Below are 15,258 nucleotides of genomic sequence, written 5' to 3'. Positions count from 1 at the left end.
GGCAGAAAACCACACCGCCGGACGCCAAGTAGATTCTACTTCTATCTTTACCGCTCAATGCTTATCTGGCGGGACTCCCGGGCTCCGATAGTTTCTGAATTCTTGTAATCCGCTATTCCTTTGGAAACAGCGGTTTGGAATTGATGCCTTCTACAGGCACCAGCAAGCCTATGAAAAGCGGAGAAAATGCCGATTCGCAAAACATGGTTTCGTGACCCAGCTCGATTTCTCCTGATCCTATTGTTTAATAGATCATTTCATCATTCAGAAAATATTAATTTAAAATCTCCAAATAATATTGACATAAATTGCCTTATTCGCACTTGGCGCTTATACGCAGCGGGGTCGATTGCTCATCACATATCAGGTGTGTTCGGATGATCGCACCGAATTTTTTTGATGGCGCTTTAGGTTGAATGGGCTTGTTGACGGCCGCTCGTTATGCTTTCAAGGCGTCTACATATTTGATGCATACTATGTCGGTCTGAACCATCAGGTAACGGCGGCAGCTAATAATTTGGGGTTGTTCAATTGATTCGGGTTGGCGCCGTATTTTGCTGCGTAATTCTAGCTGGATGCAATTCCGTCTCGAGCGAAGGGCCGCTGGCCGGTGCGATCACGAGCGATGCGGGACAATCCAGCGCCGAGCTTGGACGCAAGAATGCCGCCGTTTTTGATATTGTCGACATCGACAGCCGTACCGCGCGTCTGGTTTCGGATTATGTTTCTTCCACACTCAACCGCCGGTTTGGTATCGGCGGTGGTGTCGGACGGGTAGTTATCGGCGTCGGCGACGCATTGAAGGTGACGATTTTCGAAGCGGGCGCTGATGGCCTGTTTTCGACGGCACAATCGAAACAGGTGTCGCTCGATATCGTCGTGCAGCCGGACGGGACGGCGGCCATCCCCTATGCCGGCTCTGTTCGGTTCGCGGGCAAGACACTCGAGCAGGCTCGCAAGGCGATCCTGGCGGCTCTGGCCACCAAGGCTGTAGAGCCGGATGTCATCGTGACGAGCACGGGTACGGCATCGCGAACTGTTACGGTTTCGGGCGCGGTCGGGCGTCCCTCGATGGTTCCCTTGGATCTGACCGAGGAAAAGATCACGCAAGTCATCGCCAAGGCCGGCGGATCAGTGACGCAGCCTTATGAAACCTATGTTACGCTGGTTCGCGGCAGCAGGACCGGGACGGTTCTGTTGAAATCGATCATCGAGCATCCGTCCGAAGATATCTATGTTCAACCTGGCGACCAGATCTTCCTGGTGCGTGATCCCAGAACCTTCACATTGATGGGCTCCGTTCGCGGAGACGGCCGTCTCGAGTTCGGCGCCAACGACCTCAATCTCCTCGAGGCTGTTGCCTTGGGTCATGGCGCCGACGATGACTCGAGCAACGCCAAGGGCTTCTTCCTGTTCCGTTATGAAGAGCCGGATATCGTCAGGAGCCTGCTTGGCCTGGCGCGATTCCAGGAATTGTTACGCAAGGGAATGGTCGCGGACCCCAAGGGGCGTTATCCGATCGTCTATCGTTTCGACATGTCGCATCCGGACAGCTTGATCGTAGGGCAGACCTTCCCGGTCAAGAGCCGCGACGTCATCTATGTGTCGCGCCATCCCTCCGTCGACATTCGAAAGTTCCTGACCCTTGTCGGCACGCCATTGGGCATCGCTTCTCAGGGTGCTGCGACAGCGGTCAATCTGGGCCAGTAACGTCAAGAAATGGAGATTTCGCGGCTTCGCCAAGGTCTGTTTTACCTCTATCGGCGCATAGACGCCGACATATGTATGATCGTGACGAATCACGCCTTGTCGCCGGGGTGGAATTGATCCCGAAGTGATGTGAAGAAATGTCCGCAACGGACTCGAGCGCGGAGCGCATTTCAGACACAAGCACTGATGGTATCGGGGATGGCATGTTGCTTCGATTGTTGCACTGCCGCATATTGCGCTGTACACCCGGATTTTTGTCGGTGACAACCACAGATAATTGTGGTGTGAACAGTTGATAATGAAATTGAATAGTTCGGTACGACGCGCTTTGTAAAATATTGCTGAGAGATCATGACGGTTGAAATTATCGGACGCGCAAGCGTTGCCCCTGGGGCGGGTTCGATCGAAGAGCTTCAGATCGTCCTCAAGGAAGGGCGTTGCACTGTAGGCCGCATACCTGAAGAGCGCTGGGACCTTGCGCGCTTTTGGCATCCGGCCATAGGCGTTCCGGGAAAGACCTATAGCTACGCCGCCGGCGTCATCGAGAATATATTCGCCTTCGATCCTGCGGTTTTCGGCCTTTCGCAACGCGAAGCGATGCAGATGGATCCGCAGCAGCGCATCCTGCTCAATGTCGTCTGGCGGGCCTTGGAAGATGCGAACTTGCCGATCGACGGCTTTGAAGGCCAGCGGGTTGGCGTCTACGTCGGGGCATCCTCTCTCGAGCATGGCAATCTGACCCTCGAGGACCCTGCATCGGGTGGCCCGTATTTTATGACGGGCAACACGCTTTCCATCGTTTCCAATCGCATCTCGCATATATTCGGTCTGCGCGGGCCGAGCATGACGATCGATACGGCCTGTTCGTCATCGCTGGTTGCGCTGGATCAGGCGGTACGGGCGTTGGAATGCGGTGAAATCGACACTGCGATCGTCGGCGGCATCAATGTTCTGCTCCACCCCATGTCTTTCGTGGGCTTTGCGCAGGCGCGCATGCTGTCGCCGGAAGGCCTTTGCCGCGCCTATGACGACAACGGCCGCGGCTACGTTCGTGCCGAAGGTGGCGCGGCGATCGTGCTGCGCCGGACCGACGTCGCCTTGCGCGAGAAGGATTGCAGCCACGCCAGAATCCACGCGGTCGGGGTCAATTCCTCGGGCCGCACCAACGGCATCTCGATGCCGTCGCGCGAGGCGCAGGCCGCTTTGCTGCGTTCGATCTACGAAGGGCATAATATCGACGTCAATCGCATTGCCTTCGTCGAGGGTCACGGAACGGGAACGAAGGTCGGCGATCCCGCCGAGATCTGGGCGATCGGCGAAGTTATCGGTCGCAATCGCCGGGCTCCGGTGCCGGTCGGGTCGATCAAGTCCAATATCGGGCATACCGAGCCCGCATCGGGTCTTTTCGGCCTTCTGAAAGCGATGATCGCGCTGGAGAACAACTTCCTGCCGGCGTCGCTGCATTTCGACCAACCCAACGAAAACATCGATTTCGACGGACTGAACGTTCGGGTCAACACCTCAGCTATCGAGCTTCTTCCGGCGAAGCAGGCGCGCTTTGCCGGCGTCAACTCTTTCGGGTTCGGCGGCACCAACGCACATGTCGTCATCAGCGACCCCGATCCGGTTGCGCCGCCCGAACCGCAAATCCGCGGTGACGGAATGGTTTTCGCGGCAAGCGCCCACACGGCCTCGGCGCTTTCGAAATTGCTCGAGGACTACAGGACGCGCCTCGAACATGCCGAGCCCAAGGAGGCTCGCCAGATCGTCGCTTCGGCTGCAGCCAATCGCGAACCGATGCGCCATCGCTTCGCGGCGCGAGCCAAGGACAGCGCTGCGGTGCTGGCGGCGATCGAGGCACACCTCACCGGCAAGAGCTCCGTCGGCGAGGCCGGTGAAGCCCCGGCACAACCCGCCAAGATCGCCTTTGTCTTTTCCGGCAACGGCTCCCAATGGGCAGGCATGGGCGTCGGCGCCTATGAGGAAAATCGTCATTTCCGGCAGTGTTTTCAGTCATTCAGCGCGCTTTTTGAATATTATCTGGGCGAGAAGCTGACGGATCTTCTGGTCGCCCCGGATCTTGCCTCGCGTCTGGCCGATACCAAGATTGCGCAACCACTATTGTTTGCGGTCCAGGCTTCCCTTTCGGATTGCCTGTGGACCATGGGCGTCAAGCCTGACGCAGTCTTCGGTCACTCCGTCGGCGAAATCGCCGCCGCCTACGCCGCCAAGGCACTGACTGCTGCCGAAGCGGTCGCCATTGTCGCCAAGCGTTCGCTGCATCAGGATCTTCTCGCCGGCGAAGGCAAGATGGCGGCCGTGGTCCTCAACGAGGAGGCAGCGCTTGCTTTCGCAAGATCGCATGGTCTCGACAATATCTGTGTCGCAGCGATCAATGCACCGAATTCGGTAACGATTTCCGGCCCGGTCAGCGAGATCGAGGCATTCAGGGATGCTGCGCGCAAATCTCAGATCGTGGCGCACATCCTCGACATCAACTATCCTTTTCATCATCCGATCATCGATCGCGCCAAGGATGCCTTCCTCGCGGATCTGCCCGATGTGGCGCCGGATAGCGGCACAGGGACCTTCATTTCGACCGTGACGGGCGAACTCAGCGATGGACGGTTGCTGGATACGCAATATTGGTGGCGCAATGTTCGCGATCCGGTGCTCTTCAAGGCTGGCTGTCAGGCCGCCATGGCGATGGGATGTAATCTCTTCGTTGAAATTTCGCCGCGCCCGATCCTTTCCAATTATGTAGCGGAGATCGCAAAGCAGGCATCGGTTCAAGTGGTCGCGATACCGACGCTGCTGCGCGAGGGGCATCTTGCCGGTCACGATCCGGTTTCGCAATCATTCGCCCGCGCGGTCGCCAACGGCGCGCCGGCGTTGCGTGCGCGAGGCAGCGCCACGCGCAATGCTTTCGTCAAGTTGCCGCCGTTGCCGTTCGAACCGATGGAGCTGCGCACCCAGCCGACAAGCGACGAGATCGATATTTTCGGCCGCGATCGCAAAAGCCCATACACTCTGCTCGGCTGGCGGACTGATATCAACGGCTCGAACTGGAAGAACCATCTCGACGCACATCTTTTCGCCGACCTTGCGGAGCACGTCGTCGACGGCAAGGCGATCATGCCTGGGAGCGGTTTCATCGAGATTGCCGTTACGGCCGCACAGCGATATTTCGGGACAGACGAGGTCGAGATCGGCAATCTCGAGATCGTCCGGCCAATTGAACTGCGCCCGGATCGCATGGTGGAGCTGTCGACGATCCTGTCGCCCGAGACCGGGGACATCGAGATCCGGTCGCGTGAGCGTCTGAGCAATGACGACTGGACCGTTCACGCCGTCGCGCGCTGCCGCAAGCCGCTTGGGGGTGAGGACCTCGGCGGCCATGTCGAAAGACGGGCCAAGGAGCGTAAACTCGTTCTGACCGCCGACATGACCTACCAAACGGCCGAGCGTTTCGGCCTGCACTACGGCCCGCACTTCCAGCTTCTGTCGAAGGCTGTTGCGTTCGGCCGCGATGTTATCGAGGTGGAACTCAAGCCGGCGGCAGCACCCTCGCATCCGTTCGGGGCATATAATCTCAATCCCATGTCGGTCGACGCCGCGTTCCACGGGCTTGTGGCGCTGTTCGATCAGCTCTCCGGAGACGAAGCCGGTGCGCCCTATATTCCGGTTCGCTTCGGCGCGATCAGGGTTTTCGGCAAGGGACGGCCGATCGTCAAAGCGACGATCGAGATCGATCGGTTCAGCGCGAATTCGATAAAGGCCCGTTTCCGCCTGTTCGATGCGGGCGGCGAGCAGATTGTCATTCTTGACGATTGCCGTTTCCGCCGCACACATCTGCGCCGCCGCGCGACGCTTGATTCCGTCGCATTTCATTATGAGAGCGTTCCTTCGATCGTCTTTGCCCGCCGCGAAAGTTCGGGAACGGTACTGCCTGATAGTTTGCCCGTGCCTGGTGCCGATCGGGACCATTCGCTCAACAATGCGACCCTTCTTCTCGACGCCGCGATCTATCGTGCCTGCCACGAGATCGCCCTGGCGGTTGCCGACAGGAGTGGCGTCGTCTCGTATTCCAGTCTGCCCGGCGAGCCCGAGTTCAGATCCTTCCTCGTAAACTGCCTCTATATTCTCGAGGATGCCGGTATAGCCTCGGCAAAGGGTGGCGATTGGGATATTCCGCGGGAACCGACATTGCCGCCGGTGGCCGAGCTTCTGCAGGAGATTTATCGCGAGGACGCTGGCCGCGTGGCCGAAACCGTTCTCGTCAACAATGCCTATCGCGATGCGCTTGACCGTTTGGCGGCCATGCGCCCGCATGTCTTGGGGCACGAATCCTCGGCACCGGGGATAAATACGCCGAGTGCAGCGACGCTGGAGCATGTGCTCGTTCAATCTCCCTTGAGCGAAAGACGGCTCTCGATACTAGCGGCAGCGTTGACCTCGTCCATCGAGGCCAATCCGGAAACCATCGGGCATATTCTCGAAATAGGCTCGGTATCGCCGGCCTTCAGCCGCAGATTGGCTGCGATCGCGGCGGCGGCAAGTGCCTGCCTGATCATTGCCGAACCGCGCGAGCAGATGCGCCGCGCGCTGGAAATCGCCTTCGAGCGCGATCCGCATGTGATCGTGACCGAACCGGCCAAACTGGCGGATCGAACGGTCGCCGACATCGTCGTTGCGTCTGGTGATCAGGCCCAGCATCTTCTGCGGCACGACGACGGCGTCAGGGCGATCGTCCGGAGGACCGCGGCCCATGGCGGGCAGTTGCTGCTGGCCGATCGCGCACCGAGCGCCTTCAACGATTTCGTCCTTGGTCTGTCGGAAGGCTGGTTTGCGGACAGCCAGTCGCCGGAATTCCCTGTCGGGCGGCTCGGCACGCCGCAGCAGGTCGAGAATCTTCTGGCCACCCTGGGCTTTACCAAGACGCATGTTCACGAACTGACCTTTCCGGACGGCGCGTTGATTGCTGTGACCGCTGCCGCGGAGCGTCAGTTGGAAGCAAATGGACAAGCAGATGCCGCGAACCCGATGCTGATTTTGTCCGAACAGGGCAAGAAGGGCATAGGTAGGCTCGATAAGCGAACGATCGTCATCGATGTCGGCACGTCACCCGTAGATATTATCGGAGCGCTGGAAACTCTCGACCGCGAACCGCGTCGGGTCGTCTATCTGGCGGATGGAAAGCGCGATCGTGATCCAGCCGAGCTGTCGCTGGCTCGTCTTTCGATATTCACCGAATTGGCAGACGCTTTGTCGCGACATGGCGATGGCGGGAGGTCGCGGCTGGTCATCGTCGCACCCGGCGGCTCGCCGCTCGCCAGCGCGTCCATCGATGTTGCCAATGCCGGCCTATGGGCCTTCGCACGCGTTCTCCAGAACGAGTATGACGGCTTCGACGTGCATCTGTTGGACGCCGATGCGAATGACAGGCGGACGATTTCTTCCGTCGAGATGCTTCTGGCCGCGGAGACGGATAACAGAGAGTGGATTCTGGATGGCTCCACAGGAGAAATCCGGGAAATCAGGGCCGCCGCTGGCCCCTTCGCGGCCGTCGAAACGAGCCGCCACGACATCGCCGCCGCGACGATCCGGCAGCATGTAAGCGGTCGTCTGGATAGCCTTGCCTGGGAGGAAGCAAACCTTCCTGTGCTGGAGGCGGGGGAAGTCGTTGTTGCCGTTGAGGCCACCGGCCTCAATTTCCGCGATGTCATGTGGGCGATGGGCCTTCTGCCGGAAGAGGCATTGGAGGACGGCTTTGCCGGTGCCACGATCGGCATGGAGTTCGCGGGGCGAATTCTGGCGGTGGGAGATGCGGTCGACGATCTGCAGCCGGGCGACAAGGTCATGGGCATCGGCCCTGCGGCGTTTTCGACCCATGTGCATGTCCGCCGCGATGGCGTGACCAGGCTGCCGGAGAAGATGGAAACCATTGCTGCCGCGACGGTACCGGTCGCCTTCCTGACGGCCTACTACGCGATGGTCGAACTGGGACGCATTCAATCGGGCGAAACCATCCTGATCCATGGAGCCGCCGGCGGCGTCGGTCTTGCCGCGCTCCAGATAGCCAAGCTCAAGGGCGCCAAGGTGATCGCAACCGCCGGCACGGTCGAGAAGCGTCGCTTCCTCGAAATGCTCGGCGCAGATCATGTGCTCGATTCGCGCTCTCTGGATTTCGTCGCGGGCGTCCGTCAGTTCACGCGCGGCGAAGGCGTCGATCTCGTTCTCAATTCGCTTTTCGCTGAGGCGATGGAGCGCAGCATCGAACTGGTCAAACCCTTCGGGCGTTTCCTGGAGCTGGGCAAGCGCGACTACTATTCCGACCGCAAGATCGGCCTGCGCCCGTTCCGGCGCAATGTCAGCTATTTCGGCATTGATGCCGATCAGTTGCTGGTCAATGTGCCTGACCTGACGCGGCGGATCTTCGCTGAAATCGGTCAGCTCTTTGCAGAAGAAAAACTGACGCCGCTGCCTTACCGCGCCTTCGGTTATGATGAAATCGGCAACGCGTTCCGGCTGATGCAGAATGCCGGCCACATCGGCAAGATCGTCGTGCGGCCGCCCGTCATCGGTAGCGATAGCGTCCTGCCAGCGCCGGCGAAGGTCTTGCGTTTCGATTCCGAAGGCATCTTCCTGGTTGTCGGCGGCATCGGCGGTTTTGGACTTGCCGCCGCCGATTGGCTTGTCTCCAAGGGTGCGCGCCGCATCGCTTTGTGCTCACGCCGGGGCGAAGCCGATCCCGAGACGAAGAAGGCAATAGGCGAGTGGGCAAAGCATGGCGCAACGACGACGCTGCACGCCTGCGATATCACCGATGAAGCCGCTGTCGAAGCGTTGCTGGTCTCGCTTCGTACCGAAGGTGTGTTGAAGGGCATCATTCATGCCGCCATGGTCCTCGACGATGCGCTTCTTGCCAACCTGACGCCGGAGCGCAATCGCCCGGTCGTAGAGGTCAAGATACGCGGCGCCGAAATCCTCGACCGGTTGACGCAGAAGGACAAGCTGGAACTCTTCCTGCTGTTCTCGTCGGCGACGACCATGCTCGGCAATCCCGGGCAGGCGAACTATGTGATGGCGAACGGCTATCTGGAGGGGCTGGCGCGAGCGCGCCGCGCGGCAGGCAGGTCTGCGCTCGCCGTTGGTTTCGGTGCTATCGCCGACAAGGGGTTCCTTGCCCGCAACGGCGAGGTCAACGAACTGCTATCGAAGCGCATCGGCAGGGCCGCTCTGAAGGCCCGCGACGCCTTGGAGCAGGTCGAGCGCTACATACTGGCCGATACCGGCACGGTCGATGCCGCAGCCGTCATGATCGCCGAAATCGACTGGAACGCCGCCCGCCTGCTGCCGATTGCCGGCCGGTCGTTGTTTGAGCCGCTGATGCGCCATACCGGCAGCCATCAATCATTGAACGAAGGCGACGCCATCGATCTCAGGGAGTTGATCAAGGGCAAGTCGGAAGAGGAGGCGCAGGCCGCTCTTCATGCGCTCGTTGCCTTTGAGATTGCCGCGATCCTGCGTGTGACCGAGGATACCGTGACACCCGACAAGGTCCTGAAGGATATCGGCCTCGATAGCCTGATGGCCATGGAGCTCGGCATGAGCTTTCAGCAGAAGACCGGCTTCGACATTCCCCTGAGTGGCGTAGGCGAAGGCACGACCGTCAGCGATGTGGTCAGCCGTTTGCGTGACCGTGTCATGAATCGCGGCAGCGACGAGACGGAGGGCTCCGCGGTGAACGAAGACCAGGTGGTCGAACGTTTGGCGCGCAGCCATGCCGGGGAGCAGGAAAAGAGAGTCGCCCAGTGACGACGCAAGATGCCGATGGCGACAGAGCGGTGGAACAGACGAAAAGCAACCTGCTGGAACAGATGCGTCGCGTCGGTGAGTCTTCGGGGCGCAATCGGGCCGAACGCTTGAATAGGCAATCGCAGCCACAGCATCGTCAGGCGGCGCGCTTCGAGGATCTGCCGGAATACAAGCGCGTCGAGACGCAGCGCATGGCGGTCGCGATGTTGGGTGTCGGCAATCCTTTCTATCGCTCCCACGACGGCGCAGCCGGTGCGACGACCCGCATCGGCGGGCGTGAGTTCATCAACTTCGCCTCCTATGATTATCTGGCGACCAATACCGACCCGCAGGTCGCGACGAGCGCCAAGCAGGCCATCGATCGTTTTGGAATCTCCGCGTCCGCCAGCCGCCTCGTTGCCGGTGAGCGGCCGGGGCATGTGGAACTGGAACAGCGGCTTTCCCGTCTCTACGGCGTCGATGCCGCGGTTTGCTTCGTCAGCGGCTACCTGACCAACGTCGCGACGATCGGTTGTCTGATGGGACCGCAGGATCTGGTCATCCACGATGAGTTCATTCACAACAGCGCGTTGGCTGGCATCAAGCTCTCGGGTGCCGTGCGCCGGCTTTTCAAGCATAACGACGTCGAGAATCTCGAGGGCATTCTGAAGACGCTCTCGTCCGACTTCCGTCGCATCCTCGTCATCGTCGAGGGCGTGTATTCGATGGATGGCGATGTCGCCGACCTGCCGGCTCTGCTGGAGCTGAAGGCGCGCTACGGTTTCTGGCTGATGGTGGACGAGGCGCATGCGCTCGGCGTCCTCGGCAAGACGGGTCGCGGCACCTTCGAGCATTTCGGGCTCGATCCGCGTGATGTCGACATCTGGATGGGCACGCTGTCGAAGACGACGTCGAGCTGCGGCGGCTATATTGCAGGCAGCAGCGCGCTTGCCGATATCCTGAAGGCGGAGGCGGGGGGCTTCGTCTACAGCGTCGGTCTCTCGCCGGTTCTCGCCGCCGCCGCCATCGCCAGCCTCGATATCCTGCAGGCCGAGCCTGAGCGAACCGAGCGGCTCAGGCGCAATGGCCACCTGTTTCTCGAATGCGCGAAAGCGGCGGGCCTCGATACCGGCCTGAGCGTCGGCTACTCGGTCGTGCCGGTCATTGTCGGCGATTCGCTTCGTGCTGCCCAGCTCTCGAACGATCTGCTGGCAGAGGGCATCAACGTGCTGCCCATCATCCATCCGGCCGTGCCGGAGGGAATGGCGCGGCTGCGCTTCTTCATCACCTGTAACCACACCGAGGAGCAAATCCGCTGTGCAGTTGCGCTTACCGCGAGGAAACTCAAGGATTTGCAGGACAGGAATTTCGGCCTGGCCTCGCTCGACATGGACAAGATGATGCAGTTGCTGCCGACGAGCCAAGCCGCAGGCAGGCCATAACTGAGGACGATCATTGCATGCATGTTATCGTCACCGGAGGCTCAAGCGGAATCGGTTTGGCGATAGCGAAACTCTATGCGACCAGGGGCGATCGAGTATCGCTTCTCGCACGCCATCCTGGGCGGCTAGAGCAGGCGCGGGCGGAGATCATATCGCTTTCCGGCATCGACAGTGCCCGTGTTCAAATAGCCTCCGTCGATGTGGCTTCCGCTGATCAGACCACGGCTGCAATAGAGATCTGCGAAGCGTCGTTCGGCCCCTGCGATATTCTGATCGCCTCCGCCGGCATTGTCGAACCGCGCGCCTTCGACGCGATGTCGGCCTCCATCTTCGAAGAGCAGATTTCCATCAATTTCCTCGGAACCGCAAATGCGGTGCGCTCGGTCTATAGGGGCATGAAGGCCCGCCGCAGCGGCAGGATCATGATGATTTCCTCCGGCGCTGCTTTGGTCGGCATTTTCGGCTACACGGCCTACTGCGCTTCCAAGTCGGCGCTGGTCGGCTTTGCCGAAGCCTTGAGCGCCGAAGCCGAGGCTTTTGGCGTCCGCATATCCATCTGCTTCCCGCCCGATACGCTGACACCGCAATATCGGCGGGAAATCTCCATGCGACCCGCCGAAGCGAAAATCCTCATGGGCTCTGTCAAGCCGTGGAGCGCCGAGGCGGTGGCCGCGAGAATCGTTCGCGGACTGGAACAGGGCAAGGCGAAAATCCATTTCGGTTTTTCGCTGGCGGCGCTTGCTTATTTCGGGCCGCTGATTAAGCCGCCGCTGATGTGGTTTATTTCGCGGAAAACGAGAAAAATAATTGGGCAAGAAGCAACGGAAAGCCTTGCCGACGTGACGGACAGAGGTTTTGATCATGGTAAGTAATACGAAATAATCGTCAGCGTTGTGCTATCGGCACACATGGCCGGAAAAAGTGAGCGAGGGAATCGGCGCCCGCGCTTCACGGGTTGAAAAACGCTGCTGCAGACAGCGGGCATTTGGATGACATAGTCTTGAAACTTCATGATTTTCCAATTCTTTTGACTCTTGCCGGCTTCGCGTTTTCCTGCGTCGTGGTGTTTCTTACCGATAGCCTCGCAATGCCGGCGGCCATCAATGCGCAGAATCGCACTGAGAGAAGCTGGCAACGCCTGATTTACGATTGGGCGGCCAGAATTCCCGTTATCGTGCTGATTTATGCCGCCTTCTTCGCGATTTCCTGGCGTCCGATCTACAGCACCCAGGCGGTCATCAGCTTCTTTGTGATCTTCACCGGGATTTCGCGGGCAAAGTTCGAGTTCATCCGGGAACCCTTGGTCTTTTCAGACATCGCGCTTGTGGTCGACGTCTTCAAATACAAGGAGATCTTCTACGCGACGTCGCTGAATATCTTCTTCTGGGTAATCGCCTTCGGCTACGTCTTCGGCCTCAGCGGTCTCTATATGTATTGGGAACCGTCGGTCCTGCCGGCCGAGAACGGTGTTCTTTGGGTCCTCCTGATGTTGGCCGTCGCCTTTTCGCCATGGCTTGCCCTGTTCAGCAGGATCATCAGCGAGCCGGTTTGCCATTTTACGCAGAGGTTTCTCGGCAAGGTCGACGTCAAGATGGATACGGTGCGATTCGGCACCTTCGCTTCGGTCGTCTTTCATTTCGTCATCTGGGTCGGCGTCAGACGCGAGGCAATCGTCACACAGCTGTCGGAGCGCTTCATTTCAGCGCTGCAGGAGCTGTGGGAGCATGGCGACGACGAACCGCTCATCGTCATATGGCAATCCGAATCCTTCATCGACCTCAGGCATTTCGGCGTCGAAAGCGTCAAGCTTCCCAATCTTGACCGCCTGCGCGATCAGGCGGCCCAATGGGGCCGGATGACCAGTGTCTTCGAGGGGGGGTACACGCTGCGCACCGAATTTGCGATGCTGAGCGGGCTGCTGCCCGAAAACGTCCATATCGATGCGAGCTATCCCTATCTGCGCGCCAGCCACTACAAGGACGTCGTCTGGCCCGCACGGCTGAAGAAGGCCGGCTGGAAGACGCAGTTCATTCACCCTTACGACAGGACCTTTTTCCTGCGCCACAAGGCACTGCCGCAGCTCGGCTTCGACCGGATGATGATGCTGGATGAATTCGATCACAATCCGGAGCGCGATGGCCCCTATGTCAGCGACCTCACGCTGACGAAAAGCGTGATCAGGGCGATCGACGAGGATGGCACCGCCAAGAATTTTGTCTTCGTGGCATCCATGGCGAATCACGGCCCCTGGGAGCCCGGCCGATGCGGCGATCTCGTCAATCCGGTGGATATCTATAGCGAGCTTTTGATGCGCGCCGATCATGCGCTCGGCAATCTCGCCCATCATCTCGACAGGCTGGATCGTCCGGTCTGGCTATTGTTCTATGGCGATCACGCGCCCTTGCTGAAGGCTTTTGCCGATCCTTTCCCGGATCCGCGCACCGATTACATCATCGTTCCTCTCGGGCGTGCGCGGGCGCACACGCAGAGGCCGAAACCGCCGCAGGAAGAAGCGCCCTGGAACCTCATCGGTACCTTGCTGCGCTATGCGGGCCTTAGCACCGAGGTTCCGGAGAATGGCTGAAGGGCAGGGGCCTGGAGGCGTTTCCCCGCGAGTGTTTCTCTTCCTTCAGGGGCCGTCCTCGCCTCTATTCGTCGAGATCGCCAGGATATTGCAGGCCGCAGGCAGCCGATGCATCCGCATCAATCTCAATGCCGGGGATTGGATTTCCTGGCGTTGGGGGCATGCCGCGAGCTATCGCGGCGATTTCACCGGCTGGCGCGACTATATTCACAGCCGAATCGAAGCCCACGGCGTTACGGATGTGATTCTCCACGGTGAAGAACGCCCTTATCATCGCGTCGCCATCGAAGAGGCACAAAGGCTGGGTGCCAGCGTCAATGTCGTGGAGATGGGATATTTACGGCCGGATTGGGTGACGCTCGAGCGTGACGGGCTGTCTTCCAATTCCCACTTTCCGGCGGACCCCGCCCATATCGTCGAGGCGGCGGCAAACCTGCCCGAGCCGGACTGGGCGCGGCGCTTCAGTCAGTCGTTCCTTGCCGAAGCGCTTTACGACCTCGCCTATTATCTGCCGACTGTTTTTCTTTGGTTTCTCTATCCCGGCTACCGGCGGCACGGGCTCTACCATCCGCTGATGGAATACGCTGGCTGGCTGCGCAGGCTTCCCTCAAGCCGCAGAAGGGCAGGCGAGGCGGAAAGCATTATTGAACGGATGATCGGCGGTGGGAGGCGATTCTTCGTCTACCCTTTGCAGCTTCAGACGGACTATCAACTGCGTTCGCACTCGCCCTTCCATCGGCAAGAGGATGCCATCAGGCTGATTCTCCGGTCCTTCGCCGCGAATGCGGCGCCCGAAACGCATCTTGTCGTGAAGCTGCATCCGCTCGACAACGGGCTCGTCGATTGGAAAGCCTATATCGCTCAAATCAGCGCATCGTCCGGTTTGTCCGACCGGGTTCATTTCATCGACGGCGGAAATCTCGAAAAATTGACTGCCGCAAGCCAGGGTATGGTGACGGTCAATTCCACGGCGGCATTTTCAGCCCTGCAAGCGGATAAGCCGGTCAAGGTCCTCGGCACGGCCGTCTACGACATGGTGGGGCTGACCGATCAGAAGTCCTTGGATCGGTTCTGGCTGGAGCCGGCGCTGCCGTTGGCAGAGCTCCGCGACGCATTCTTCAGGCTGCTTGCTGCAAGCGTGCAAGTGCGCGGCAATTTCTGCTCGAAGGCGGGCGCGCGGGCGGCGGCCGCACGGATTGCCGAAAGATTGCTGTCAGGAACGGTCAACCTGCCAGGCGCCTACATGGATAAGGCGCCGCGGCAGAAGCCTGAGAAGGTCCATATACCGTGATCGCCCGAAGCATCGGCGATGCGACCCTGAAATTGACATGGCAGCCGCTTATATGCGGAATTGCAATAAACTTAACGCAGCGATTCGACGTTGGGATAGAGAACACAGAACTGTTTGCCGGGAGCAAACGTCATGGATGGCAGTAAGATGGAAAGATTTATGCTGAAAGAGCTGCTTATGATCATAGCGGCTCTCGTGCTCGTTTCCGTAGTGCTTCTGACGATCGTCATCACCGGCAATTATTGAGCGGCGCGCCATAGCGCCTTCGAAAAGCATTTCGCCAGAGAGCAATTGATCTGCTTCCGACACAATAATCTGATGAAAAATATATCTGAAAAATGGTGGGCGATGAGAGCCCACAAGATAACCGGAAAAACAATAGTTTAACGGTAAGTGAGACATCTAAGAAAGTTGAGGCTTTTCAGTCTTTTGTA

At 59.4% G+C, this 15,258-nt stretch carries 6 protein-coding genes; all 6 read left to right on the top strand.

Going from position 1 to position 15,258, the window contains the following annotated elements; genetic code table 11:
- The first annotated feature begins 531 nt into the window (after positions 1 to 531).
- The 6 genes from GA0061101_RS00030 to GA0061101_RS00005 all read left to right on the top strand — a co-directional run bounded on the left by GA0061101_RS00030 (position 532) and on the right by GA0061101_RS00005 (position 14,824).
- Entirely contained in the window at positions 532 to 1,710 is a 1,179-nt protein-coding gene (locus GA0061101_RS00030) for a polysaccharide biosynthesis/export family protein (RefSeq protein WP_092572774.1), read from the top strand.
- 351 nt (positions 1,711 to 2,061) lie between these two features.
- A complete protein-coding gene (locus tag GA0061101_RS00025; protein ID WP_092572773.1) occupies positions 2,062 to 9,528 on the top strand; it encodes a type I polyketide synthase in 7,467 nt (2,488 codons plus the stop codon).
- 62 nt (positions 9,529 to 9,590) lie between these two features.
- A complete protein-coding gene (locus tag GA0061101_RS00020; RefSeq protein WP_092572995.1) occupies positions 9,591 to 10,949 on the top strand; it encodes an aminotransferase class I/II-fold pyridoxal phosphate-dependent enzyme in 1,359 nt (452 codons plus the stop codon).
- A 17-nt stretch (positions 10,950 to 10,966) separates the two neighbouring features.
- Positions 10,967 to 11,821 (top strand): SDR family oxidoreductase, encoded by an 855-nt coding sequence (locus GA0061101_RS00015; RefSeq protein WP_037194223.1) that lies wholly within the window; start codon positions 10,967 to 10,969, stop codon positions 11,819 to 11,821.
- A 128-nt stretch (positions 11,822 to 11,949) separates the two neighbouring features.
- Positions 11,950 to 13,533 (top strand): LTA synthase family protein, encoded by a 1,584-nt coding sequence (locus GA0061101_RS00010; RefSeq protein WP_245297413.1) that lies wholly within the window; start codon positions 11,950 to 11,952, stop codon positions 13,531 to 13,533.
- Positions 13,526 to 14,824: a capsule biosynthesis protein gene (locus tag GA0061101_RS00005; protein WP_092572771.1), complete on the top strand. Its 1,299-nt coding sequence runs from the start codon at positions 13,526 to 13,528 to the stop codon at positions 14,822 to 14,824. Before GA0061101_RS00010 ends, GA0061101_RS00005 begins: the two co-directional genes overlap by 8 nt.
- The last annotated feature ends 434 nt before the right edge of the window (positions 14,825 to 15,258 follow it).

Source organism: Martinezella lusitana, from assembly GCF_900094565.1.
Lineage (GTDB): Bacteria > Pseudomonadota > Alphaproteobacteria > Rhizobiales > Rhizobiaceae > Rhizobium > Rhizobium lusitanum.
The sequence above is the reverse complement of the archived record's forward strand: the minus strand, read 5'-3'. Positions and strand labels throughout refer to the sequence as shown.